This is a genomic window from Halomicrobium urmianum (assembly GCF_020217425.1).
GTDB lineage: Archaea > Halobacteriota > Halobacteria > Halobacteriales > Haloarculaceae > Halomicrobium > Halomicrobium urmianum.
Genome location: NZ_CP084091.1, coordinates 292,834 through 315,528 on the forward strand (window position 1 = coordinate 292,834; position 22,695 = coordinate 315,528).

Below are 22,695 nucleotides of genomic sequence, written 5' to 3' on the forward strand. Positions count from 1 at the left end.
AGGAGAGCATGATGGACGATGTGACTCGGGAGCGAGAGAAAATCGGGGTACTGACCATAGGAACGACCGAGAGAAACGCAAGAATCGAAAGTGCCAGCAGTCGTGAATACAGCAATCTAAACCGAAATCGCAGTGAATTAACTCGTCGTATAGACTCCCATAGCCGTGTCACAGACCATCTCTGCACGCCGATCTCGGCCTGTCGGTGACGGGCACAGGGCTGGAGATCGCGTTCGCTGCAGGCTCCGTCACAGAAGAACCGTTCGCCCCTCTCTGAAACGTGAGCGAACAGCGTTCGCCGCGACGGCACGCGAGACATCGAGTCGTTCTGGAGTAACCGGCAGTGGCCGTTGACATCGCGATCCACGGCGCCCGCGTACTCGCTCGGCGACGAGGTCGGGAGCGTCGAACCGGGAAAGTGTGCGGACCTGATCGTCCTCGACGTGGACACGCCGAAGTTTACGCCGCTGATCAACGTACCGGCGCACGTGGTGAACAACGCCGCGCCGACCGACGTGGAGACAGTGATCGTCGACGGGGACGTCGTCGTCTGGGACGAGACTGTCAGGACAGTGGACGCCGACGCAGTGCAGCGGCGTGCAGAGCACGCAGTCGACCGCTTCGCCGACGAGACGGACTGGGACCTGGACATCGGCGGCGGTGAACCGCCGGGGACGGTCGATACGGTTCGGGATATCCCGAAACGGGGTCCTGTTCAGCGGCTGTCCCGCCTCGCCGTTCAGTCGGTCCGCGATAGCGTCCCCTTCTGAGTTCCATGCCAGAGCAAACATTCCCGCCAGGATACGTCCCGTTCGCGGACGTTCGCGAATCGCTTCCGGAACCGCGTCGGGTGCAGGTGTCGGAGTCGGTCGCGCTGGAGACCCTACACCTGCCCGGACCGGACCCGCCGATCGTGTTCGTCCACGGCGGGCTCGGCTCCCTGTGGAACCCGTATCCACAGCTCGCGGCCTTCGAGGGGGAACGCGAACTGGTGGCCTACGCTCTCGCCGGCAACGGGAACTCGACGGCGCGCCCGGAGCAGTCCCTCGACGGTCACGTCGCCGACCTCCGCGATCTGCTCGACGAACTCGGCGTCGACCGGCCGATCGTCCACGGCCACAGCTACGGCACTGCCGTCGCCATTGAGTACGCGAAGCGCCATCCGACGGCGGGCGTCGTCCTGCACGCCGGTGGTGATCACGACCTCACGCCGGCGTGGGAGAAGCCGCTGTTGCGGCTGTTCCTGACGCTCCGTCTCTATCGGTTCCCCGCAAACGACGCACTCGTCCGTCAGCTGGCCTACTCCGTGGGGTTCCACGATGAGACGTCGCGGGCCGTGGTCGAGGACTTCCTGCAATCGAATCCGCTCCCGCATCGTCGGTCGGCGTGGACGACGGTCACCGAGGCCTTCTGGGGGTACGACGGACGGTCGGACGTCGACCGAGTCGACGTGCCGACGCTCGTCGTACACGGACCCGCTGATGGAATCGTTCCGGTCAGGGTGGCGCGAGAAACTGCCGGTCGCTTGCCCGACAGCGTGTTCTGTCGAGTCCAGCGAACCGGCCACGTCGCGATGATCGAGCGTCCGTCCGTCTACAATAGTCTGCTCCGGGCCCACGTTCAGTGCGTTCGAGACGGCCGTGACATCGAAACAGCGGTTCGAGACTGGGCCCGCGAGGACGGTAGTAGCACCGAGTTCACCCACGACTGAAGTCACGAGGTCACACGACCACAGACCGTGTTCACCCACGTCTTCCAGAGTATCCCGAACTCGTGGAGGTTCGATTCACATCTGACCCAGTACGGCCCCCGACAAGGAAGTGGGTTTGAGAGCCTCGCTTCCGTCTCGATATTTGAATCAATTGACGGCAAATCATTGAAAGTCCACCTGCTGTCGGCTTCGTATATTGGCTAAAGCCGCCAAGTTTCCATCTATATCTGTAGATATCATCACCTAATCTAATATTTACCAATAATAATTTACACACTTGTATACACACTGTAAGTGGCATCGGCCGAAGATATAGGATGTCAGATCTCATATCTCAAGTGAGAAGTTCTATGTCCGGGAACGATACAAACGAGAAGTCCTCTGATGAGATCGTAGAGCGGATAGAAGGGGCGGAATGGTATTCCTTACTCGCAAAAATAGGGTTTGGAATCATCCTACTCGCCTTCTTCAGTGCATTGATTGCCGTTCTTCCAACCAATCTGGACAGTATATCCGCAGCAGTAAATTCGATATTGATGCCCCTGATATTCGTTGGAATGGGGTTCTTGCTCCTCGGGATCGCTATGCACCTCCATCTTCTCCATCTCAATCTTATACGGCAGATCCAGAAGCAAATGGACAAGCCAGACGACGAAGACGATGGCACTTAGACCATCACATCAGCATCGATTAAATTGCTAAATTCATATACTACTCAGCTTGGAGAACATTACGAGTGCGTAACCGTAGACACATGACTTACCTTCACCCCATATAACCAGGATTATCGGTATGACGAATTGCTGTAGTCGTCTGGTATAAGGAAAGGACAGTCACGATAGCGCCGCTCACAACGGAGTTCCAGAATGCTATCTGTGCAACACTACTAAAGAACGAACTCGCGATAATCCATAGACCGAGAACTAATGTAAGTCCTGACATTCCTGCATGAGTTGAAACACCCATCTGAATCCGTTGATAATTATAGCCACTAGCAATCACGATCAACGACCCGATGAGTACAGCTACTTTCGCGCCTCTAACTACGGTATCAAGCAGGAACGGGGTCGCCATTATCCACGTACCGATAATCCCGCCGAGTAACGCTGACCACCTCAGGAATGCGTGACCTCTAGATGATAGAAAACTCTCCTCTTCCACTGTTGTTACGCTAATTCGTGTCCAGATAGTTTACGCTATTGTAAGTTTGCCGTTCAGAGAGAAGTAAGTCAGGTGATCAGGCGTCGACGACTAGAATCACTCTAATTTATTTTCCCGCTCAGGTCCGCGACAATACTTGTCGATTCCTTCGCACCCAACGGTAGACAGTACTGACATCGGGGCGAAGCGTTTGTCTCCACAAGTGACCCCGATCTACGACGTGTTGAAACGGCACGCTGGCAACGACGTGGTCGAATGCTCCGATGTTCTCCAGATCCGTAGTCTCTGGTGCTACTGCTTTCCGGATTGGTGTGAGCACCTCGTCTATCGAATAGGAAGAGATACATCAGTCGACCAAACATGCAAAGGTGTTAGTACACTAAAAGGTCCATGGCGACAGAAACCGTCGAGGGATACGTTATCGACGTCGGATGCATCCGGAAGAACGCTCGCGATGAACTCCTCGAGAAGGCGCAAACGCACTCACGTGAGTGTGCATTGATGGGCCACTGCGTCGAAAGCGGCTACGGCATCGTGACCGACGAGGATCAACTGATCGTTCTGGACGCAGAGGCGACCCCGGATATAGTGACCACCGTGGAACGGAGCGATACGGAGGAGGGGATCCGGCTCCGCGTCGAGAGAGACGAGCAAGACGGGTCGATGGAAACGACCACCGTCGAGGAAGTCGAGTAGGGACCCTCAGTAGGGCTCACTCCCCGTCAGCCGCAGTGCGCAATTTCTCGTACTCCTCCCTGAAGAGTGCCTCACAGGAGGAGCAGCAGAGATAGTACCTTCGCTCTTCGATTTCTATCGACACCCCGTCTCCATCGATCGGTTTTCCGCACTGGACGCACTCCGTTGCGAGATCGGCTTCGTCGATCTGCGGATTCCAGATGGAGTTCTCGACTTTCTGGATCTCGTAGTTCCTGAGCTTTTGCTCATCCACGACGTCGCCGAACAGAGAGGCGAGTTCCCGGTCGTCGACGAAGGCGTGGACGACGATCCGGGGCTCGAAGGTCTGGAAGACGCACTCGACCGAATCGACGCCGGTCAGCGACTCGACGACGTCGTCGGTCTCGCCCGGCTCCGTCTCGATCTGAACGACGACCGAGTCGCCGGTCCGCAGTTTCGATCGGTCGATGTCGACGGTGAACCCCTAGATCACTCCGTGTTCCCTGAGTCGATCGACGCGGTTCGAAACGGTGGGCGACGAGAGACCGACCGCTTCGGCGATCTCCGTGTACGATCGGCGTGCGTCGTCGAGGAGGAGCTGGAGTATCTCCGCGTCCGTCTCGTCGATTTCCATTGTATCTCACAGAACGCCCTAGAGGAGTACCAATTCGGCGCTGGCTATGGCAAGGGACTCTAGATCCGTTTTTAAGTACTTCTGAAACACCCGGAAGCGCCGCCCAGTTCAACCCCGGAAGTACCAGAGCGAACAGAGGAAAGCGACGAGCCCCAACGATTCCACATGTCGCTCACTGCGGCAGTCAGACACGTCGACCAGTTGAACGGGGAAGACAGAGCGGGCCCGGAAGATCGCCTCGAAGCTACTGCCGTCGTTCGTGGACGGACTGACTGCTGTCAGAACTCGGCTGCTGGGAGCCAGGCTGGACAGCACACCCGGTGAGCCCACTCACTTCAGCACGACATTACCGACAAAATGAACGCGCAACGCCTTCTGGCGCTCGTCGTCGTCGCGTTCCTCGTCGCCGTCGTCGCGGCACAGCCGCTGTACGTCGTCGCTCTCACGCTGTTCGACTACGGGCAGACGCCCCAGGGGTCGTACGCGACGATGCAGACGAAAGACACGATTCGGTTCCCCGCAGACGACCCGGCGCAACTGAGTGCGTATACGGCACAGGCAGCGCGGCCGCCGGGGGCGAACGTCTCATACGATACTGTCGTCCGCGTGCCCGAAGGGGACTGGCAGACTGCTCTCGCAGCGTCGCGCTTGCGAGCCGCGTCGGACGCGATTGTCCTCTACGGCGACGCGCCGGTCCCGGACGAGACCAACGGGACTAACGCCGATCGAAGTGTCTCGACGGTCCGGCTCTCGGGGGGCGATCCCGCTCAGACGGCAGCGGAGATCGCAACCCGCGGCAACGGGAGCGACGAGGTGAGCCCGAACAACGTCCTCATCGTCAGCAGTGAATCACCCCAGTGGGCGCTTCCGGCCGCAGCGTGGAGTGCGTACAGCGGCGATCCCGTCCTCTATGCGACCGAGGACAGCGTACCGGACGCCACGCAGCGGGCCATCTCGGAGCTGAACGCCTCACACGCCTACGTTCTCGCCCCGCCGGATCTCGTGGGGGAATCCGCTCTCTCGGAGCTGGACGTCGAGTGGACGCGCATCGCGGGATCGACCCCGCAGGATCACGCCGTCGAGTTCGCTAAGTACCGTGACGCGTCGCGTGACTTCGGGTGGGGGATCGACGTCCGGGACAAGGTCGGCTACTACAACACGATGCTCGTCAATCCCGAGCAACCGGCTGACGCCGTCGCGAGTACGAACCTCCAGTGGGGGAAGGCGGGCCCAGTCCTCCTCGTACACGACGACGGGTCGCTCCCGGCAATCACGGAGAACTACCTCTGGCGGATACAGGCGAGCTGGTTCTCGACGCCGGCAGAGGGGCCGTTCAACCACGTCTTCGTGATGGGCCCACTGGAGGACGTCTCCTGGGTCTCTCAGGCGCGCAGTGACTACGCCGTCGAGATTACCCCCTATCGGCTACAGGGGGCCGGCATGAGTCCGCTCGACGCCCTCGCTGCGGCGTGGGCCGCGTTCAGCCTGTTAGGAGCGACGTTCGTCTACGCCCACTCTCGGCGACGCATTCCCGAGATGAACGACTGGACGAAATTAGTGTGGCCGCTGTTCACGCTCCTGCTTGGACCGTTCGGGTTCGCGTTCTACTGGCTGTCATACCGCGGCCGAGAAGTCGTCGAACGAGACGGACAGAAACACGTGAAACGCCCGTACTGGCTGCGAGCGGCCTCCGCCACGGCGATGGGGGTCGCGTTCGCCGCGAGTACGATGATTGCGGTCGCGTTCCTCCTCACGTACTTCGGAATGCCGCTCGTCGCGTTCGAGAGCCCGGTATTCGCCCTGGGGAGTCCGATGGTCCTCCTCATGGCGATCGTCTACGCGGTCGCGTTCCTCGTGTCGTGGATCGTCTTCCACATCCCGATGCTCCAGGACTCGCAGGGCCTCGATCAGCGAGGCGCCGCTCAGCGAGGCTTCCTCGCCGTCGGCGTGAGCATGACGAGCGTCTCGGTCGGAATGATGGCGTCGATGTGGATCCTGATGATGCTCAACTTACCGATGATGCCCGGTGACGACAACATCCTCTGGTTCGGCGTGATGGTGTTCAGCACCCTGGTCGGGTTCCTCATCGCCTGGCCGGTGAACGGACTGCTCGTCCGGCAGAACGTCAAGTCGGGTGGTGCGCTGTGAGAGACCAGAGTCGGCGGGAGTTCCTGCGCGACCTCGCGGCGGTGCCGGCAGCCGCTACGGCTGGCGGAACGGCCCTCGCTCTCGACAGCGGTCTGTTCAGCGGTAGCAGCGACGAGTCAGGCGGTCCAGAGACGGCTGACTACGACGAGTGGACGGCGACGACGATGACCGTGCGCCTCGCCGGCGACACCATCTACGAGACCGCCGCCGCCTTCTGCCAGAACGTCTACACCGCGATCAACGAGCACACGCGGCCGGGCGCCCTCACCCTCGTCAACGACGAGGTGTTGGAGGCGTCGCTTCCCGGCGTCGCGATGATCCACCACCCGATCGACGGCGCCGTCCTGCTCACGGGTCGGGACGAACTCCCACAGGCCACCCGGGACGAAATCAGACGCGCACACCCGGAAGGCGTCAGTATGGACGACAACGTTCAGATCTATCTCGTCGGGGGTGAACGATACATCAGCGATTCCGTTCGCGCGGAAGTCGAATCGATGGGCATGAACGTCCGCCGGATCGACGGCGAAAACCCGGTCCGCGTCGCTGCGAACCTCGACCAGTACGTCAGTTCGATGCACGCAAACCACGAGGACGAAGTACTGATCGCCAGCCTCGACGCTCCCGAACGGGCGGTTCCGGTCCAGTCGTGGAACGCACACGCGGGTGACGGATTCCTCTGGGTCGAGAGCGATTCGGTCCCGGAGGAGACGGCAGAGCAGCTCGCGTCGCGGTACGACTACGCCTACATGTACCTGCTCGGCGACGAGGACGCGATCAGTTCATCGGTCGCGCGCGAGCTCAGTACGTACGGCCACGTTACACGGATTCCCGACGCCGGCAGTCCCTACAGCATCAGTGCGGCGTGGGCCGGCTACAAGGACCTCGGCCGGAACCAGGGCTGGTGGTTCGGTGAATGGGCACGGAACATCGGCTGGGGGCTCGCCGATCCGGGCCACAACTTCATCTTCGCCAACCCGAACCAGTGGCAGACCGCGCTCCCCGCGAGCGTCGAGAGCCACCGTGGAAAGCACGGCCCGATGCTCGCCGTTCGCGAGGACGAACTCCCGACGCCGGTCGAGAACTACCTGCGGAAGTTCTTCCGGCCCACCGATGCGGCACCCTACGACAGGAAGTACAACCACGGCTGGATCGTTGGGCCGCCCGAGAACGTCAGCCGTGACGTCCAGGCGCAGGTGCACGCCATCCTCGAGGGAGGTGGCCCTTCATGAGACGTGTCGTCGCCCGCTACGACGACCCGGACGACGCCGCCACGGCCGAGAGTGACGTCGGAGACGACTTCGAGACAGAGCGGCCGGATATCGAGAACCCGTTCTTCGACCCGTCGTCACGGCCGCCCGAGTCGCGTGGCCTCCTCTGGGGCAGTCTAATCGGTGGGGTAATCGGCAGTGCAGTTCTGTTGGCGATGGCACTCGACATGATCTGGTTCCCGCGGCTGAGTCCGCTTCTAACTGCAGGTCGTCTCGCACTGGTCACCTTCGGACTCATCGTCGGCGCTGCTGTTGGTGGGTTTATCGGCGGAGTCTGGGGGACACTACAGGAGATTCCGGATTCCGATGGTCCCCGCGTCGAAGTACGGGTCCCCGACGCCAAGGCCGACGAGGTCAAAGAGCGCCTCCGCGATAGCGGGGCGACGGCAGTCGACGATGCAGTAACGAAACACGGGGCGGAATGATTACAGTAGAGTAAGTTCTTGATTTTCAGAGAACGGGAATAGGGCAGGTGTCTTTGTATGTCGCGCTTTCACCTGTCAGTATGCTCAATCGGGTTCTTTCCAAAACCCCACATCAGGCCCGCAATCGGGCAATCGTCAAGACTGTCGGGTACCGATTCTTGATGGTCCTGATCACGATCGGGGTGGCATGGTTCGTCGTGGGCGATGTGAGTCAGGCACTCAACATCGGAATCATCGCTAATATCGTCAAGACCGGTACCTATTACACGTACGAACGACTGTGGGATCGAATTACGTGGGGAGTGGCGGCTGATCAATAGCTCCGTACAGCAACCCGAACGGCTGTCGATCTGACACCCGATCATTACACCGGCGATACGCTCACAGATCGAATACTCCGTTAGTTGCGAGTATCTCCGCGGGTGAGATTGTGTCTGCTGGCGTTCGGTCAGTACAGGGTACCGGATCATCACTCAGCGTGGGATTGGCTTGATGACTCGTGAGGGTCTAATTCTTCGATAACTTCGAATTCTGTCGATCCACATTCACAGGTATCCAATCCCATTATTTGCAGTTCCCCGTCCGGCCACTGGAGGGCAGTGTATCCCTCGTTGCATGCGACACAGATCACAGGTACCCGTTCCACGTCATTTCGGTGAACCATCACCTATCTGAGTGAGGACTCACTTCCACTATGAGTGATTTCCTCTCACTAACCTGTGAACTGATTGCTCTATATGTGTCTTGGTTAGTCAGTACAGGTGATCCATGTAACGCTACGGACCGCTATTTCTCCTACATCCGCTGCGGTGTGCCCCAACGAGCTTCCACCGGGATCTGGTCATATCTCGCAATCTCAGGGAGCAGGACGAACTTCTTGTGAAGGAGTTATGATTCGATCTTTTCCACGACTTGTTCGGCTTGTTCGATGGCATCATCCTCGTCGGAAGCTGCACTGGCGGGAATGAGGATGCTTTGGATCTCCCAGTCGGAGTCGTCTCCTCCTTCTTGATGGCCTGTGCGAACCTCTGTGCCTTCTACAACGGAAGTTGCGGCATTTTCCGCCCAGTCGGGGTTCCTGATAGTATCAAACGCGTCAGGGTCGTTGAACCTGACGTGGTAGTAGTCGTCAGTAACCTCTGTAATAGACGGCGGCATGGGGAGAAGTACTAATGGCGGCAGGAAAAGTCATAGCCTGGCATACGCAACCTATTACGGCTTCGACTTGAAACGTTCTCAGAATTGAGGAGTATAACCCCAAGCCGGCTTAGCCCTCCACACTACTGCGTAAATTGGATTTTCCGGTTTCTGGCCCGCAGATGCAAGCCGTAGAGTCTCTGACGTGTGAGTACTTACCTAACGTGGGCCGCAGCAAGCCCGACTAATCGTATCGTCCTTCGACTAACGACACAACTCTTAGAACCCATGTCACAACGCAACCAGAACCAGGGCCGAGGCGGACAGCACGGACACCAGCAAGGCGGACAACAGCACGGCCAATCTCGTGGTGGTCATCACTCCGCCCAGAGTCAGCAGCGCGATCAGCAGGGCCAGTTTACCGGCCACCAAGGCCAGCAGCAGGGCGGTCGTCAAGGTGGCCAGCAACAACGCGGCGGCCAACAAGGCGGCCAGCGTGGAAGCCAGCAGGGCCGCTCGCGCGGTGGTCACCATTCTGCACAATCACAGCAGCGCGACCAGCACGGGCAGTTCATGGGCCACCAGGGCCAGCAGGGCAGTCGTCAGCGTGGTCAGCAGCGAGGGGGGCAACAACACCACCAGCAGGGCGGTCAGCAAGGCCAGCAGTTCGGTGGCCAGCAGGGTCGATCCCGCGGTGGGCAACATTCAGCGCAGAGTCAGCAGCGCGACCAGCAGGGCCAGTTCACCGGCCACCAGGGTGGTCAGCAGCAACACCAGCAAGGCGGCCAGCAGCGCCAGCAGGGCGGACATCAGCAACAGGGCGGTAGATCAGGAGGTCAACAAGGCCGAGGTGCTGATCAGGGAGCGCAGGACCGCCGCCATTCCCAGCAGTTCCGCCAAGAACACCGGCAGATCGCCCAGCAACTCCCGCGCGACGAATCTGGCCAGTTCATGTCGCCCAACCAGCAAGGCCGTCAGCAGAGTCACCAACAGCAGGGCCAGCAGTACGGCCAACAGCAGGGCCAGCAAGGCCAACAGCGGCAGTTCGGTGGCCAACAGGGTCATTCGATGGGCGACCAGCAGCAGGGTGGCCGCCAGCAGCATCAGCAGGGCGGTCGTCAGCAGCAGGGTCAGCGCGGTGGACAGCAACACGGTAGTCACCAGAGTCAGGGTCAGTCGGGCGGCCAGCAGTATCAGCAGCAAGGCGGGCAGAACTCCCAGGAGGCGCAGCGACTCCGCGAGCAGTACCCAACCTTCTGGACCGAGGACACGGACCAGCCAGCCCAGCAGATGCCCAGCGACGAGGAGATCGACAAGATGGAAGAGATTCAGGTCCAGCAGGGCGACTATGACGACAAGCGTGAGACGCCAGCGTTCGCCCAAGAACACGCCGAGGCGATGCGTGGCCGCGACCGGGGGAGCTATAATCGAGAGTAACGCCTATCCTTCCCTAGCAGTCGCATAGGGACTTCTCTGGGTGAGACGGATCGGCCCCCGCCCCCAATTACGGCCCATGGCTGTGAAGGCGATGGCCGGGATGAAGCTGTGCCCCGAACGCCGTGGCACGCAGTTGCCGTCCACAACGGAACCAGTGCTGGTAGGGATTGAGGCTGCCGGACGGGATTGCTAGCTGCACCGATGGTGGACGACATCGAATCTATCAGGGATGGCACGAATAGCTGTTGCGACTACATAGCTACCAGATCACAGTTAGAGGCGGGTAAGACTTATCCACAAGTCTTCTCCTTGATAATGAGCAGGAGCCGTGTAGCCGCAGTTGCGGTATAAGACCTCAATAACGCCGGAAACAAAGGTTCTGATACGACGTGTTTAGTTATCTCCAATTGAAACGAAGGGATTTGGAGCGTGTGACACACCAGAATGGTAACCCCTTCATTAGTTTTGATTGGTGGTGAACACTTATCTTTGTGCCTGTAATCATACTACCCCCAGTCAATGCAAAGCAAACATGTACCACCCAGTGACGTACGGGTCTGAATCGGCTGTACAGAGTAGCGAAGCAACTTTACCGGTGGCCTATATAAAAATTTTAGTATGTCATCTCAAGAGGTACAGCTCCGAAGTACAGTTGCGGGGTTCACGGCGGAGGGACGGCTCCACACGCTGAGCGTGTGGTTCATTCTCGCGTTGCGACTCATGATGGGATTGGCATTCTTCCAGAGTGGTCTCGATAAGGTGCTGTCCGGGAGTTTCAGCGCGTCAGGATACTTGCAGAACGCGCCGCCAGCTAACGGGAGTCCCGTGGCCGATCTCTTCGTTACGATGGGCAACACCGCGTGGTTCGTTGACTTCGTGAATATTGCTGTCCCGTGGGGTGAGGTTCTCATCGGATTGGGTCTCCTGTTTGGCGCACTAACGCGCCTGGCCGCGTTCTGGGGCGCATTTATGATGCTGATGTTCTACTTGGGGAACTGGGATATCGCCCATGGCTACATTAACGGCGACTTCGCGTACATGCTTGTGTTCCTCTCAGTCGGCGCCTTCGGTGCTGGCCGTATTCTCGGACTCGACGCGTTCATCGAACAGTACGAAGTCGGCGGGCAACCGCTCGTCGAGCGATATCCGTGGACTCGGTATCTCCTTGGGTAACGTCGTCCTGAACTTCTCTGAGCCTGTTTTGAAACGAGTGTCGATGCTAACTATGCTAGCGCATTACTCCAGGTATTCCAGCAGTTCTGCTCTGCAAGTAGCGAACTCGGTCTGCTCAGTACCGTTGGTGCTTGTAACGGTTCATTCTCTTCTTGCAGGAGTGAAGGAACTACTCCTCAGACACGAAGTACACGCGGAACTTATCTCCGCACTCGTGACAGTTGACCCAGACCGACCCATCGGCGCTACTCTCCCCTGAGACGATAGATGCATCCTCGGGGATTACGGCGACTGCGTTGGTTTCGCACTCGGGACAGTTGACTATCCGGCCTTTCGGGCGGACTGAGTCGTTGGTTTCCTCATCCATCGTTTGGTATCGCTCCGAGAATTCCGAGCCGGTCATCACGGCCCGCAGTAGACCAGCCTACTAAAGTGTATTGTGAGGATGGTAGGTGACGCACCTGTTATTCTGGAAACGCCAACACTCCCTCTGACCCGCAGAGTTCCATTGCACATCTAAGTAACAGAATCAGTCACTGCTGGGAGAGAGAACAAGAACGTCGATCCTTCACCAAATTCGGACTCGACCCATATCTCCCCACCGTGACGTTCGACGATACGTTCGCAGACTGCGAGACCAATTCCAGTGCCTGCATAATCCCTGTCGCCGTGCAACCCCTCAAAGACCTCAAATATCTGTTCTTGATCGTCTATATCTATACCAATCCCGTGGTCAGCGACAGAGACTATCCATTCTTCGCCGTCCCGTTCAGCAGAGACATGTACCTGCGGTGGCTCCTCACCACTGAATTTGATTGCGTTCGACAATAGGTTCTGGAACACTTGTCGTAGCTGGTTTGCATCTCCTTTGACGCAAGGAAGCTCATCTGCGGTTACGTCGGCCTCGCTCTCTTCGATCGCTACCTGTAAGTCCTCACAGACGTCGTCGAAAACCCCAGCGAGATTGACTGGTTCCAAATCATCGCCCATCGTCTCGACTCGGGAATACTGAAGTAGTCCGTCGATCATCGAACGCATGCGTTCGGCTCCGTCTACAGCGTACTCGAAGAGTTCCTCGCCCTCCTCATCGAGTTCATCCCCGTATCGGCGTTCGATGAGCTGGAGATAGGTAGACACCATCCGCAGAGGTTCTTGCAGGTCGTGCGAGGCGGCATAGGCAAATTGCTCCAAGCGCTCGTTTGATTCCTCGAGGTCAGAAACTAACTGCTCGAGTTTGTCCTCGTACTGCTTGCGTTCAGTGATGTCTTGGGACATCACCAAACCGGCATACACGTTTCCGTCGTCGTCGGTCAGCGGATGCGTACGGAACTCGAACACACGTCCCTGCACCGTCAACTCGAACGAGGTCGGCTCGCCGGCAAGCGTTGTGCGATAGTTCGATTCGAGAGTTTCCAGAGCCTCGCCCGAATATACGTCCTGTACCCGCTCGCCCTGAAGATCTGCGGCGTCGAAATCGAGCGGCTCGAAGCCTTGTCCTGCGACGATCGTGTGGCGTAATTCGTCGTCTACAAGCGCGACTGCACCATTCGGGAAGTTCTCCGCCAGCGTGCGGTATCGTTGCTCGGATTCTTCGAGTTCCGCCTGTGTCTCTTGGAGTTCCTGGTTACGCTCTTTGAGCGTGTGTGCGCGTGTTTTGGCCCGGGCATCATGTCTGCCTGCACCAACGCCAGCGACGGCAGCAAGTGCCGGCAGGATGAGGAAATTGTGGGCTGGATCGTTCAAATCGGCAACGAGTGCGATGAAGACAAGAATACCAACCATCACCCCGACTGCACGGAAACACCAAATGGCGACGGTATCGAAGAATTTGGGCCGGATATCGGCCTGCGGGAGACGGTAGCCCACATAGATGAGAATGATTCCAGCCCCACCCATTAGAATAGAGACGATCAGTTCTTCCACAAATGGTGTTGGCCTCTGCATCCCCACTAACGGCCACACAACACTCAGTAGGATGTACACGCTTCCGAGGCCAAGGATAGCGCGTCGCCCGCCGATATCTGAAAGAATGCCAGCCAAGGGCTTCATCGCAGGATAGGAATAGTGCCAGTCAGTTATCGTTGCTGAACCCACCTTCAACAAATCCACTTACTCAGTGGTAGAGACTTGCCAGAGATGTTGTTTGCTGAGTGTAGAGGTACTCACCCTCTCTAGTTGCTTACGCCAGCGAATCTGCACATCCATCGAGAGGCTATTTTTACCATAGGGTGGCTGAGACAGTAGACTCGGGAGCGAGGATTGTTAGTGGTGGAAAGCATACTTGTACCTGCTCCTATGGTTGACCTCGATCCGACTGATCAGGGCATTCTGTATCTACTTCAGCAAGATGCACGCAACAACACGACAGCAGGAATCGGTGAGAAGGTTGGCGTCTCATCGACTACCGTCGGCAATCGTATCAACAAACTCGAAGAAAAAGGCATTATCACGGCATATCAACCGACCCTGGACTACGAGAAGGCTGGACTCGACCACCACATGCTCATCACCGCAACAGCCCCAATGGATCATCGTAGCAAACTCGCCGAGGACGCCCTCGACATCCACGGAGTCGTCACTGTCCGAGAGTTATTGACCCATCATCAGAACCTCGAGCTCGAAGTAGCGACGTCCACCCGGCAGGAACTTGAGGAAACTATCAATGAGTTAGCGAAGTTAGGGCTTGATCTCGTACGCAATGAGTTGCTCAAGCGGGAGCTCCACAAGCCTGCTGATAATTTCGGCGAAGATACTATCAACGAATAATAAAACATCCCCTGTGCACTTGCCACATAAAACACCCTCCGTCCTTCGATTAGACGATTGCATTTAAGACCCTCTTGTTAATGGCAAACCCTAGATAGATTTATCAATGAGCACCCCCTGAATCCGATAATGGGATCAACAACATCACTCAGCCGCGCTGTAATCGACCGAATTGCTGAAGCCGAGAACACCGATCCACTGGACTTAGACCCGCTGTACGAAGTGATTGATCCCGACGCTTTGGATGCACTCCCTTCACGAATTGACGAAGATCAGCAATCTAATTGCCGAGTCTCCTTCACATACCATGGACACAAAGTTATTGCTGATAGCAGTGGGAAGGTCATGCTTGCCGACGAAGCAACCCCGAACGCCCCGTAACTGCCTGGGAAGCGAGAGGCCGGAAGACTCATTCTTCCATCTGGGCTATCCGCCGCAATGAGTATCGTTGCAGAGTTCACTATCCCGGCAGATGCGTTTGCTCTTGCCCATTCACTCAACGCAGCTCCCTCGATAACCGCCGAGTTCGATCGACTCGTCGCCCACAGCACCAACTGGATCATGCCGTTTCTCTGGGTGACTGGAGAAGAAGACGAACTCGAGCAGTTCAGAGATGCGGTTGCGGACGACGACTCAGTCACCGACTTCGAGGTGACGGACTCATTCCTGGAGGCCCGTCTGTACAAGATGACCTGGAACCGCGACGTGGCCCACACCGTCGATTTCGTGCTCGACCACGAGGGGACGATTCTCGACGCGGTCGGCCGCGGCGACCGGTGGCAGCTGAAAGTCCGGTTTGCCGACAGCGAGCAACTCGGGCGCTTCCACGCCCACTTCAAGAACGTCGGGGACGTGACCCTACAGCAACTGTTCTCGCCCGCCGAGCCCCACAGCGGTGAGTTCAGCGTGACGTCGAAACAGCGCGACGCGCTCGTCGCGGCCTACAACGCCGGGTACTACGAGAAGCCGCGGGAGACGACTGCGACAGAACTGGCCGAGGAGTTCGGTCTCTCCCAGCAGGCCTTTTCTGAACGGCTGAATCGCGGCGTTTCCGAACTCATCGAAAGCACGGTGATGACGGGATAATTCAAAGCTTACTATTTAAGCACCCTGTCTATCTCACAGCGTAGCTTATCTGAGAGGATAGGCTATCTCTGCCGAGAACAAATATGGACGACATCCTCCCCGGTTCCTGCGAGCAGGATACGATGTTCGAGGTCCTCGCCGACCCTCGACGCCGTCGCCTGATTACGCTCCTCAGAGAGCACGAGTCGGTCGGCCGAGTCTTCCTCGACTCGCTGAGCGCCCAGCTTGCCGAACGCGAGGCCGAACTGGACACCTCAGTCGAGGAAATCGCCGTCGAACTCCACCACCGGCACCTTCCCAGGCTCGACGCCGCGGGGCTCGTCAGGTACGAGCCAAGCGCAAAGATGGTCGAGCTCACCCGCTTCTCCGTCGGCAGCGACGGTTCCCTGGAGAACTTCGACACCGCTCTCGGCGATGATTGATTCGTCCTGCGCTGCGGAAACGAGGGCACGAGAGCGATGACGCCTGCGAAGCGAACTGCACCTGACGCAGTCGATGTCCTGCTGATCGAGGCGAATCACGGGGACGTGCGGCTCATCAGGGAGCTGTTCGCCGACGCCGGTATTGCGAACGACATTCACGTGGTCTACGACGGGGATGCGGCTCTCGATTTCCTCCACCAGCGGGGCGAGTACGCGGATGCTCCACGCCCCGATATTATCCTGCTGGACCTCAAGCTTCCCGGGAGGAAAAGCGAGGACGTTCTGGCCACGCTGCGGGACCGACCGGAACTGGGGTCGGTTCCGGTTCTCGGAATGACGTCGTCACCCACGGAGGCCACTATCGCACGGGCCTCCGGTATCGACGTCGACGCCTGCATTCACAAGCCCCTTGACCCCACCGAGTTCATCGACATCGTGCGAGAGATGAATGAGTTCGGTGTCACGATCGTCCGAAAGCAGCCTCTAGAGGGGATGTCGAACTGAACTGCGGATATCTCCGTCCGCTGCTATCTGATGGAGGCGACTCCGGTAGATCCGCAGGGTCACATAACAGCTATTTCAGGGGTAGTGCTGACTAATCAAGGGATGATTTCCGGTTCTGTCCCCAGAAGCGGACGTAAACGAACTAGTCCCTGAGCTCAGCAAATGGCTGTTTCCTTCTTTTTCTGAAGGTCAACAGTGAATGTACCTTCATCCGCGGCCCCAACGGTGATAGAATATCCTTGATAGTCAAATTTGATCCGCTCAAGGTTTGAAGATCTCATTAGAAGAGTATCGAGAGTCTCTGGGTCAATATTTTCGTAGAGAGGGGGGAGTTCATTTGGAGAAATGCCTGTTGACTCGGCAACGGCTTGTACAACCCTAACACTTGGTTTTAAATCTGGATTTGCACCCATCATTAACAGCCCACGAGCAATATGACAACAATAGCTGATAAAGGATTTGACTTACATCTGAGTATGTTCTTATCCCCCTATTGTTCTATCGTCTTCGATAGAGTCGATCAGGGAACTCCGGTTTTATGCGGAAAAGCAGACACTCAGAGCAGTGGTCAATACAGTGCGGGTAGTAATCACGTGGTTGCGTCATTCACTGCGCTACGCATACTTTTATCAAATTGTGTGACTTTCCGAAGGACAATGGCCGGCGGAACCACCGTACTGGTGGTCGACGACAACCCGGGGGATCGGAAATTCATCAAGGAATCATTGCAGGCCTCCCAGTTGGATGTGACTGTCTATACAGTGGCAACAAAGGATGAGGCTCTTGATGCCGTTTCTCATCAGAGCGAGTCTGACACGGCTCCCAGACCCGATGTCCTGTTGCTCGATTGGAGCCTTTCGTACGAGACGAGTGAAGAAGTGGTGGATGCTGCTAAATCAGGCGAGCCCCCTATTCTGGTCGTGGTAATGACGGGGTCGAACCCGGAGAGGAGCGATCTGAAATCAAGCGTGTCACGGGCAGACCTATTTATCGAGAAGCCGACTGACCCTGAAGGATACGTCGAATCACTCCGCTCACTGCTCTCCAGTCAGTAAGCAGGAGCTATTTATCAGCTGTTTCACTATCAATTCTATCTAAAGCATAGAATTCCGACAGAGCCGCTATGGAGTTTGGAGATCCCGAACTGGCTTCACCATGAACGTGTCTGGTTCACTGGTTGGTCTCTCACCTGATTGTTCCGCCGGCGCCGAGGCCGACCGCGTGAGCTGGGTAATGAGCTCGTCGCGAACGGTTCGTCGGGGGACAGTGGTTTCGTGCCAGCCCAGCCGGTCATCGAAGTGCCGTTTCTGGAACCGCTTGCCGACGTCGTCGCCGGCGACGTACTGCGTGCGTGTCGACCGCCCGACCTGCCGGGAGACGAAGACGGCACCCACGGCCTCGTGAGTGAGCTCGACGAGGGCACACTCCACGAGCGCGACGACCGACGCGTAATCCCGGTCGGTCGGGACCGTCACCTCGAGGTCCGCCCATGGTGCCTCATCGTCGGCGGTGGTTGTCACTCGCTGTGCTGATCGTGTCTTGCTGAGTCGTTCCGAAGCCATCGTCTATCGGGGGCACCTGATGCGCCCCGCCACCTCCTCGTGGGGGCGATAGACACCACCGGAACGCACCCGCTCAGTCTATGCGCTAAATCTGATACATCCCGGAACCATAATCCTCCGGGAACGGCCCCTCGGCCGGAGAGAGCCAACGGTCTTTGCACAGTGCATATCGGTTCTTTCTTTGGACGAAATCCGCGATATGCAAGCTGAAGTTACGGGCCGAGATTTGAGTAGAGCCCCGTCGGGCAGATTTGAAGCGATAATAATCACCTCGACGGATACCGGAATACCTGTTGAGGTGCTAAAATTACTCGACGGCCGGGTAATGAGCTTGATATCAGGGAGAACAGATCTCCCCTGGGTGGACGGTGCGCCCGTGCAGTCTTGTCTTAGACACCTGCAAACTCGATGTCGACAGTGAGAAATAGCCAATTCCTACGAATTCGGCTGTACTGGCGGCTGAAATTGCCCGACTCGGTTCTAGTTCGATGTCTCTCGACCGGCCGCTTCATCATGTCGAAGTTCTGATTATCGGTGCATGATCAGAACTGCTCAGAGGGACCAGCAGATTGATCGTCGACTTGCTCGTACATCTCGTCCGGGAATGGAAGACTGCCCCAGATCGAGTAGGGGCACTGGTCCTGGCCGATACAGTAGCGTTGTAGATCGTCGTTATCGCAGTTCATCGGAAGCGGGGTGTCCCCGTCGATCGTGTTCGAGAATTCGTAGCGGATTTGGTACTCGGTCTCCTGTTCGTCATACCACGGCCATCGGGAGAAGACGTCCTTGAGGTCCGCAACGATCTCCTCGAGACTACTGTCTCGATTGCTCTATTGAATCCGGAGACAGCGAGCGGATAGCGTCGCTGTGAAGGTCGAAGCGAAGCGGAGAGGGGAATGTGCCTAAACTCCTCTTCCGCTTCGTTACACAAGCCGCATCGCTAGCTCAAAAGCGCTGTGCTGCCAGCCCCACGGCGGTGGTGAGTGACCCGGCTGGCAACGGATTTGCTGGCTGGAAGCATCTGACGCTGCATTTTCTGCGGGTTCACATGAGCGCGAGCTACGCGGAAATCGTCGACTGGGCCAGTGAGATGGATCGGGTACGCGCAGTCTTGCAGTTGACCCGCTTCGAGTTCCCGGCACCATCGACGCTGTGGCGGTCATTCGAGCGGGTGCCGACCCGCATCTGGCGCCAACTACTCGACCGTTCGGCGACCCGCTGCGATCCAGGCGATCACGGCGCGATGGATGCCACGTTTGTCGACCGCCAGGCGGCATCCAGCCACTATATCTCGCGGTCGGATCGCCACATACGGACGCTGAAAACGACGGCACTGGTCGATACGGAGTCGTGTGCCGTCCTCGACGTCCACTGTTCGGCACACTGGCCCCACGATACTCAGGTGGGCCGTCGGGTCGCGCTGCGCAACACCGACAAAATCGAGAGTCTCGCCGGCGACAAAGGCTATGACGACCAATCACTGCGGGACGCACTCCGTTCAGACGGCGTCCGGCCAGTGATCAAACATCGGCTGTTCGCCCACTACGACCACGCACACAACGCACGGTTGGACAGCGATCTTTACGGGCAGCGCTGGATGGCCGAGAGCGCATTCTCGGCCATCAAACGCCGATACGGATCCGCTGTCAGACCGGGCGTCTGGTACCGAGAGTTTCGTGAACTCGTGCTCACCGCCGCAGTCTACAACCTCGAGCAAGCAATCAAAGAGTGATCCCTACGCTGTCCGTGGATTCAATAGAGCAGATTCGACCAGAGAACCCTCACAACGGTCACACAGGATCAATCCGCTGTCCGGACAGAGCTGTCGCGGTGGGTGTCAAGAAACCGCCGTTACAACAGTTATGATGATGTAGCTACATATTCCTGAGAGGCAGAGGGACCCGACCCATGCCACCGTCGTGTTCCGCATTTTCCGGACGCTCACCGGCGAGTTCTCCGCTGCATAACCGCTCCCGATAATCGCGCTGACGATGATCTCGTTGAACGACACGGGGACACCGAGGAAGACGGCCGTCTGGGCGATGACGAATGACGGAACGAGGGCCGCAATCGATCGCTTCGACCCCAGCGATGAGTAGTCCTGTGAGAGTGCTTTGATCATCCGCGGCGCGCCGGTCCACGAGCCCACCAGCAGTCCGATCCCTCCCAGCGCCAGCACGGCAACCAGCGGAATCGTCCACTGGTCTAGCAGCGGCAGCAGCGGGCCGACGGCTAGTCCGACCTGGGTTGCGCCGGCGGAGAACGCTACCAGACAGCCCAGAGCCAGCAGGAACCGCCGCTCTGTCGCCACCGCCGACGCGGCGTGGGTCCGCCTGAGTGCGATGCCACTTCCACCGGCGAGCGCGAGCGAAATACCTGCCTGTTCGGGAACGGACGGTCCGACCGTAGCATCGGCCAGTGACCACAGTGCAACTGCAAGAGACCGACTCTCTCCAGGCGGCCCGAGGACCGTAAACTCCATGTTTACGACGACGAGTGCCGTGAGGACTCCGAGGACGCCGATAGCAACATCGGTCGGAATTCGCGGCGAAGCCAGTATCCTGGCGGTGGCGTACGAGACGCCACCGCCGACGAACGGAATCAGGAGCCACAGTGCGACGATTCGCCCGTAGGTGTCCCAGGCAGGGATGCCTCCGAGTGCGAGCCCAACGCTAGTCATTGCCCCCGTGACTGTGAACGCCGTCGCAATCGGATACCCCGTGAAGATGCCGACGGCGACGAGCGCAGCAGCGGTGAACAGGCCGATAATGACTGCGAGCGGGGATAGTGTGACGCCCCGAATCAACTCGCCGCCGATCGTCTCAGAGACATTCGCACCCTGCAGTACGGCGCCGGCGAAACCCAGCAAACCTACGATGAATCCCGCGCGCATCACAGAAATCGCATTCGCACCGACCGCCGGCGCGAATGGCGTTGATCCACTCGATCCGGCGCCGATCGTCCACGCCATGAAGAGACTCCCAACGACTGCGAGGAGCAGTGTTACTACTGCTGTCAGCGCGAGCATACAGTTATAACGAGTTTCGAGGATTGGAAGATGTTTCAGTCCTTCGACTTCCAGAGTTTCTCCCTCTTTATATTTTTCAGACTTTACATTCGGAAGAGCTACTCTCACCACTAGATTTCACGGATCCATTGCAAGACCGGCGTCTCAGCAAACCGCGAGACGGCAAGAGGGCTTCAACAAGGCCAGAGTTCTAGGTTCCAGCGACACAGAAATCCATCTAGAAATGTCGTTTGGAGGGACTGGGACAGGGTGGGACTGCCCCTGCGGCCCGCGTTATTACCAAACTCACTGCATCCGTAAGAATATGGCAGTTATAGTTTTCACTCGTCACACCCCATACCCCTGAGGACGAGAAGTTGTGATCGGAACTTCTCACTTCACTCGGGGTTTGCGTCGACGACGCATCGGAAACCAATGTTGCTCGTCGAGCTGTCGGGCGTGTTCTTCGACCGAGCCGCGACACGGTACCGGTTGCACCACGACCGGTGACAGAGATGTGATCCACCGCGCATCACCCGTTGGTCCCCCTCAGATGGCCCGGTCGGGTTGTCCGGATCGTAGGCGTCAGTGGTGTGATAGTCCGGACTGAACCAGTCGGCGCACCATTCCCACACGTTACCTGAGACGTTATAGAGTCCGTACCCGTTGGGCTCGTACTCGTTGACCGGCGCCGTTGCAAGATAGCCGTCGTCGCCGGTGTTGCGCTCGGGGAACTCTCCTTGCCAGATGTTACAACGGTGCTCACCGTCCGGCTTCAGTTCATCTCCCCATGGGAATCGCTTCCCTTCGAGACCGCCACGGGCAGCATACTCCCATTCGGCCTCGGTCGGGAGGCGCTTGCCCGCCCACTCGGCATAGGCCTGTGCATCACGCCAAGAGACGTGCGTGACGGGGTGTTTCAACAGATCATCTTCAATGACATTCGATCCAGGGCCGTACGGCCGGAGCCAGGTCGCACCCTCGACAGCCATCCACCACGGCGCAGCCTCGACATTCTGGATGACGTGCTCGCGCGCCTCGTCGGTGAGAAAGTCCTGAAAGACAAATGACCATCTATATTTCTCAGCGTCAGTCGTGTAACCTGTTTCACGGACGAACTCGAGAAACTGCGCGTTCGTCACTGCGTACTTGTCGACATAGAAGGGGGCGACTGTCACGTTGCGGGCTGGTCCCTCGCCATCCTGAGGGAAGCCCACATCGGAGTTCGTCCCCATCTGAAACGTCCCACCGTCAAGACGGATCATCGCTGTCGTCCGGTCGTCGTCCGGCGAGGCAGGCGGCATTGCAGGGGAATTGCCAGCGTAGTCCATATCTTCTTGCTTAGGGTAGGTGGGATCCTCGTTCCGGGTAGCAGCACAGCACGCTGGGTCGTCCTCGGCCATGCTTCAGGTGCCGATGGTGTCGGTAGTAAACGTTACGCTGAGGTCGAACGAGCAGACGCCGCTAGACCGAACCGTCGGAGGCATTCAGAGCCCGAGACAGTCGTACTGGGAGTCCAGTGCGTCAATCTCGTGGAGGGGGTCGTCATTCACATCGGTCAGCCTGAAGCGCTGCA

At 58.1% G+C, this 22,695-nt stretch carries 29 protein-coding genes and 1 pseudogene; 17 read left to right on the top strand and 13 right to left on the bottom strand.

Annotated elements, in window-relative coordinates; translation table 11 throughout:
* Nucleotides 1-350: 350 nt before the first annotated feature.
* The 3 genes from LCY71_RS18285 to LCY71_RS18295 all read left to right on the top strand — a co-directional run bounded on the left by LCY71_RS18285 (nt 351) and on the right by LCY71_RS18295 (nt 2,382).
* Nucleotides 351-770: an amidohydrolase family protein gene (locus LCY71_RS18285; RefSeq protein ID WP_225336007.1), complete on the top strand. Its 420-nt coding sequence runs from the start codon at nt 351-353 to the stop codon at nt 768-770.
* 5 nt (nt 771-775) lie between these two features.
* Nucleotides 776-1,711 (top strand): alpha/beta fold hydrolase, encoded by a 936-nt coding sequence (locus LCY71_RS18290; RefSeq protein ID WP_225336008.1) that lies wholly within the window; start codon nt 776-778, stop codon nt 1,709-1,711.
* Nucleotides 1,712-2,061: 350 nt separating this feature from the next.
* A complete protein-coding gene (locus LCY71_RS18295) occupies nt 2,062-2,382 on the top strand; it encodes a hypothetical protein (protein ID WP_225336009.1) in 321 nt (106 codons plus the stop codon).
* A 94-nt stretch (nt 2,383-2,476) separates the two neighbouring features.
* On the opposite strand, the gene LCY71_RS18300 is transcribed toward LCY71_RS18295, so the two are convergent.
* A complete protein-coding gene (locus LCY71_RS18300) occupies nt 2,477-2,785 on the bottom strand; it encodes an SPW repeat domain-containing protein (protein ID WP_225336010.1) in 309 nt (102 codons plus the stop codon).
* A gap of 477 nt (nt 2,786-3,262) precedes the next feature.
* Between LCY71_RS18300 and LCY71_RS18305 the strand changes: the two genes are divergently transcribed.
* Nucleotides 3,263-3,568 (top strand): hypothetical protein, encoded by a 306-nt coding sequence (locus LCY71_RS18305; RefSeq protein ID WP_225336011.1) that lies wholly within the window; start codon nt 3,263-3,265, stop codon nt 3,566-3,568.
* Nucleotides 3,569-3,584: 16 nt separating this feature from the next.
* Here LCY71_RS18305 and LCY71_RS18310 read toward each other — a convergent pair whose 3' ends face one another.
* On the bottom strand, nt 3,585-3,821 hold the full coding sequence (locus LCY71_RS18310; RefSeq protein WP_225336012.1) for a TRASH domain-containing protein: 237 nt from the start codon (nt 3,819-3,821) through the stop codon (nt 3,585-3,587).
* Here LCY71_RS18310 and LCY71_RS21845 point away from each other — a divergent pair.
* The 5 genes from LCY71_RS21845 (at nt 3,810) to LCY71_RS18335 (ending at nt 8,345) form a co-directional block, all read left to right on the top strand.
* Nucleotides 3,810-4,244 (top strand): hypothetical protein, encoded by a 435-nt coding sequence (locus LCY71_RS21845; RefSeq protein WP_263654305.1) that lies wholly within the window; start codon nt 3,810-3,812, stop codon nt 4,242-4,244. The genes LCY71_RS18310 and LCY71_RS21845 overlap by 12 nt on opposite strands.
* 294 nt (nt 4,245-4,538) lie before the next feature.
* Nucleotides 4,539-6,329, top strand: a complete 1,791-nt coding sequence (locus LCY71_RS18320; RefSeq protein ID WP_225336014.1) for a DUF4396 domain-containing protein — start codon at nt 4,539-4,541, stop codon at nt 6,327-6,329.
* A complete protein-coding gene (locus LCY71_RS18325) occupies nt 6,326-7,561 on the top strand; it encodes a cell wall-binding repeat-containing protein (RefSeq protein ID WP_225336015.1) in 1,236 nt (411 codons plus the stop codon). The genes LCY71_RS18320 and LCY71_RS18325 overlap by 4 nt, the downstream gene beginning before the upstream one ends.
* Nucleotides 7,558-8,025: a YrzE family protein gene (locus tag LCY71_RS18330; protein ID WP_225336016.1), complete on the top strand. Its 468-nt coding sequence runs from the start codon at nt 7,558-7,560 to the stop codon at nt 8,023-8,025. The genes LCY71_RS18325 and LCY71_RS18330 overlap by 4 nt, the downstream gene beginning before the upstream one ends.
* Before the next feature lie 161 nt (nt 8,026-8,186).
* Nucleotides 8,187-8,345, top strand: a complete 159-nt coding sequence (locus tag LCY71_RS18335) for a DUF2061 domain-containing protein (protein ID WP_308444707.1) — start codon at nt 8,187-8,189, stop codon at nt 8,343-8,345.
* 568 nt (nt 8,346-8,913) lie between these two features.
* Here LCY71_RS18335 and LCY71_RS18340 read toward each other — a convergent pair.
* The 4 genes from LCY71_RS18340 to LCY71_RS18355 all read right to left on the bottom strand — a co-directional run bounded on the left by LCY71_RS18340 (nt 8,914) and on the right by LCY71_RS18355 (nt 10,545).
* A complete protein-coding gene (locus LCY71_RS18340; RefSeq protein WP_225336018.1) occupies nt 8,914-9,183 on the bottom strand; it encodes a hypothetical protein in 270 nt (89 codons plus the stop codon).
* Nucleotides 9,184-9,453: 270 nt separating this feature from the next.
* Nucleotides 9,454-9,696: a hypothetical protein gene (locus tag LCY71_RS18345; protein ID WP_225336019.1), complete on the bottom strand. Its 243-nt coding sequence runs from the start codon at nt 9,694-9,696 to the stop codon at nt 9,454-9,456.
* A gap of 9 nt (nt 9,697-9,705) precedes the next feature.
* Nucleotides 9,706-9,867, bottom strand: coding sequence for a hypothetical protein (locus LCY71_RS18350; RefSeq protein ID WP_225336020.1), 162 nt, complete (start codon nt 9,865-9,867; stop codon nt 9,706-9,708).
* A 123-nt stretch (nt 9,868-9,990) separates the two neighbouring features.
* Nucleotides 9,991-10,545 (bottom strand): hypothetical protein, encoded by a 555-nt coding sequence (locus tag LCY71_RS18355; RefSeq protein ID WP_225336021.1) that lies wholly within the window; start codon nt 10,543-10,545, stop codon nt 9,991-9,993.
* Between the two features lie 672 nt (nt 10,546-11,217).
* On the opposite strand from LCY71_RS18355, the gene LCY71_RS18360 reads away from it, so the two are divergent.
* Nucleotides 11,218-11,772 carry a DoxX family protein gene (locus LCY71_RS18360; protein ID WP_225336022.1) on the top strand — a complete coding sequence of 185 codons (555 nt, stop codon included), beginning with the start codon at nt 11,218-11,220 and terminating at the stop codon, nt 11,770-11,772.
* 169 nt (nt 11,773-11,941) lie between these two features.
* Here the strand turns inward: LCY71_RS18360 and LCY71_RS18365 are convergent, their stop codons facing one another.
* Both LCY71_RS18365 and LCY71_RS18370 read right to left on the bottom strand, forming a co-directional pair.
* Entirely contained in the window at nt 11,942-12,175 is a 234-nt protein-coding gene (locus LCY71_RS18365; RefSeq protein ID WP_225336023.1) for a hypothetical protein, read from the bottom strand.
* 113 nt (nt 12,176-12,288) lie between these two features.
* The gene (locus tag LCY71_RS18370) at nt 12,289-13,866 is read right to left on the bottom strand and encodes a sensor histidine kinase (protein ID WP_225336024.1); all 1,578 of its coding nucleotides are present in this window, start codon (nt 13,864-13,866) and stop codon (nt 12,289-12,291) included.
* Between the two features lie 201 nt (nt 13,867-14,067).
* Here LCY71_RS18370 and LCY71_RS18375 point away from each other — a divergent pair, with 201 nt between their 5' ends.
* From LCY71_RS18375 to LCY71_RS18395, 5 genes are all read left to right on the top strand, one after another.
* Nucleotides 14,068-14,538, top strand: coding sequence for an Lrp/AsnC family transcriptional regulator (locus LCY71_RS18375; protein WP_225336025.1), 471 nt, complete (start codon nt 14,068-14,070; stop codon nt 14,536-14,538).
* A 129-nt stretch (nt 14,539-14,667) separates the two neighbouring features.
* Nucleotides 14,668-14,919 carry a HalOD1 output domain-containing protein gene (locus LCY71_RS18380; RefSeq protein WP_225336026.1) on the top strand — a complete coding sequence of 84 codons (252 nt, stop codon included), beginning with the start codon at nt 14,668-14,670 and terminating at the stop codon, nt 14,917-14,919.
* Nucleotides 14,920-14,976: 57 nt separating this feature from the next.
* On the top strand, nt 14,977-15,624 hold the full coding sequence (locus LCY71_RS18385) for a helix-turn-helix domain-containing protein (protein WP_225336027.1): 648 nt from the start codon (nt 14,977-14,979) through the stop codon (nt 15,622-15,624).
* 83 nt (nt 15,625-15,707) lie between these two features.
* Entirely contained in the window at nt 15,708-16,046 is a 339-nt protein-coding gene (locus LCY71_RS18390) for a DUF7344 domain-containing protein (RefSeq protein WP_225336028.1), read from the top strand.
* A gap of 36 nt (nt 16,047-16,082) precedes the next feature.
* Entirely contained in the window at nt 16,083-16,550 is a 468-nt protein-coding gene (locus tag LCY71_RS18395; RefSeq protein ID WP_225336029.1) for a response regulator, read from the top strand.
* A gap of 155 nt (nt 16,551-16,705) precedes the next feature.
* On the opposite strand, the gene LCY71_RS18400 is transcribed toward LCY71_RS18395, so the two are convergent.
* Nucleotides 16,706-16,966 carry a HalOD1 output domain-containing protein gene (locus LCY71_RS18400; protein ID WP_225336030.1) on the bottom strand — a complete coding sequence of 87 codons (261 nt, stop codon included), beginning with the start codon at nt 16,964-16,966 and terminating at the stop codon, nt 16,706-16,708.
* A 240-nt stretch (nt 16,967-17,206) separates the two neighbouring features.
* On the opposite strand from LCY71_RS18400, the gene LCY71_RS18405 reads away from it, so the two are divergent.
* On the top strand, nt 17,207-17,605 hold the full coding sequence (locus LCY71_RS18405; RefSeq protein WP_225336031.1) for a response regulator: 399 nt from the start codon (nt 17,207-17,209) through the stop codon (nt 17,603-17,605).
* A 66-nt stretch (nt 17,606-17,671) separates the two neighbouring features.
* Here LCY71_RS18405 and LCY71_RS18410 read toward each other — a convergent pair whose 3' ends face one another.
* Both LCY71_RS18410 and LCY71_RS18415 read right to left on the bottom strand, forming a co-directional pair.
* On the bottom strand, nt 17,672-18,112 hold the full coding sequence (locus LCY71_RS18410) for a DUF8030 family protein (RefSeq protein WP_225336032.1): 441 nt from the start codon (nt 18,110-18,112) through the stop codon (nt 17,672-17,674).
* Between the two features lie 542 nt (nt 18,113-18,654).
* Nucleotides 18,655-18,936 (bottom strand): annotated as a pseudogene (locus LCY71_RS18415) (primase-associated protein); the annotation flags it as partial.
* 74 nt (nt 18,937-19,010) lie between these two features.
* On the opposite strand from LCY71_RS18415, the gene LCY71_RS18420 reads away from it, so the two are divergent.
* Nucleotides 19,011-19,844, top strand: coding sequence for an IS5 family transposase (locus tag LCY71_RS18420; RefSeq protein WP_225336033.1), 834 nt, complete (start codon nt 19,011-19,013; stop codon nt 19,842-19,844).
* 105 nt (nt 19,845-19,949) lie between these two features.
* Here LCY71_RS18420 and LCY71_RS18425 read toward each other — a convergent pair whose 3' ends face one another.
* A complete protein-coding gene (locus LCY71_RS18425) occupies nt 19,950-21,140 on the bottom strand; it encodes an inorganic phosphate transporter (protein ID WP_225336034.1) in 1,191 nt (396 codons plus the stop codon).
* 377 nt (nt 21,141-21,517) lie between these two features.
* Nucleotides 21,518-22,522: a formylglycine-generating enzyme family protein gene (locus LCY71_RS18430; protein WP_225336035.1), complete on the bottom strand. Its 1,005-nt coding sequence runs from the start codon at nt 22,520-22,522 to the stop codon at nt 21,518-21,520.
* Between the last annotated feature and the right edge of the window lie 173 nt (nt 22,523-22,695).

Coding starts and splice junctions, on each gene's coding strand:
- LCY71_RS18400 (WP_225336030.1), bottom strand. CDS start 16,966: ATGATGGGTGCAAATCCAGATTTAAAACCAAGTGTTAGGGTTGTACAA.
- LCY71_RS18430 (WP_225336035.1), bottom strand. CDS start 22,522: ATGGCCGAGGACGACCCAGCGTGCTGTGCTGCTACCCGGAACGAGGAT.
- LCY71_RS18380 (WP_225336026.1), top strand. CDS start 14,668: ATGGGATCAACAACATCACTCAGCCGCGCTGTAATCGACCGAATTGCT.
- LCY71_RS18410 (WP_225336032.1), bottom strand. CDS start 18,112: ATGGCTTCGGAACGACTCAGCAAGACACGATCAGCACAGCGAGTGACA.
- LCY71_RS18340 (WP_225336018.1), bottom strand. CDS start 9,183: ATGCCGCCGTCTATTACAGAGGTTACTGACGACTACTACCACGTCAGG.
- LCY71_RS18330 (WP_225336016.1), top strand. CDS start 7,558: ATGAGACGTGTCGTCGCCCGCTACGACGACCCGGACGACGCCGCCACG.
- LCY71_RS18385 (WP_225336027.1), top strand. CDS start 14,977: ATGAGTATCGTTGCAGAGTTCACTATCCCGGCAGATGCGTTTGCTCTT.
- LCY71_RS18290 (WP_225336008.1), top strand. CDS start 776: ATGCCAGAGCAAACATTCCCGCCAGGATACGTCCCGTTCGCGGACGTT.
- LCY71_RS18425 (WP_225336034.1), bottom strand. CDS start 21,140: ATGCTCGCGCTGACAGCAGTAGTAACACTGCTCCTCGCAGTCGTTGGG.
- LCY71_RS18395 (WP_225336029.1), top strand. CDS start 16,083: ATGACGCCTGCGAAGCGAACTGCACCTGACGCAGTCGATGTCCTGCTG.
- LCY71_RS18405 (WP_225336031.1), top strand. CDS start 17,207: ATGGCCGGCGGAACCACCGTACTGGTGGTCGACGACAACCCGGGGGAT.
- LCY71_RS18365 (WP_225336023.1), bottom strand. CDS start 12,175: ATGACCGGCTCGGAATTCTCGGAGCGATACCAAACGATGGATGAGGAA.
- LCY71_RS18300 (WP_225336010.1), bottom strand. CDS start 2,785: ATGGCGACCCCGTTCCTGCTTGATACCGTAGTTAGAGGCGCGAAAGTA.
- LCY71_RS18390 (WP_225336028.1), top strand. CDS start 15,708: ATGGACGACATCCTCCCCGGTTCCTGCGAGCAGGATACGATGTTCGAG.
- LCY71_RS18360 (WP_225336022.1), top strand. CDS start 11,218: ATGTCATCTCAAGAGGTACAGCTCCGAAGTACAGTTGCGGGGTTCACG.
- LCY71_RS18305 (WP_225336011.1), top strand. CDS start 3,263: ATGGCGACAGAAACCGTCGAGGGATACGTTATCGACGTCGGATGCATC.
- LCY71_RS18350 (WP_225336020.1), bottom strand. CDS start 9,867: ATGTTGCCCACCGCGGGATCGACCCTGCTGGCCACCGAACTGCTGGCC.
- LCY71_RS18345 (WP_225336019.1), bottom strand. CDS start 9,696: ATGGTGACCACCGCGCGAGCGGCCCTGCTGGCTTCCACGCTGGCCGCC.
- LCY71_RS18320 (WP_225336014.1), top strand. CDS start 4,539: ATGAACGCGCAACGCCTTCTGGCGCTCGTCGTCGTCGCGTTCCTCGTC.
- LCY71_RS18295 (WP_225336009.1), top strand. CDS start 2,062: ATGTCCGGGAACGATACAAACGAGAAGTCCTCTGATGAGATCGTAGAG.
- LCY71_RS18375 (WP_225336025.1), top strand. CDS start 14,068: ATGGTTGACCTCGATCCGACTGATCAGGGCATTCTGTATCTACTTCAG.
- LCY71_RS18335 (WP_308444707.1), top strand. CDS start 8,187: ATGGTCCTGATCACGATCGGGGTGGCATGGTTCGTCGTGGGCGATGTG.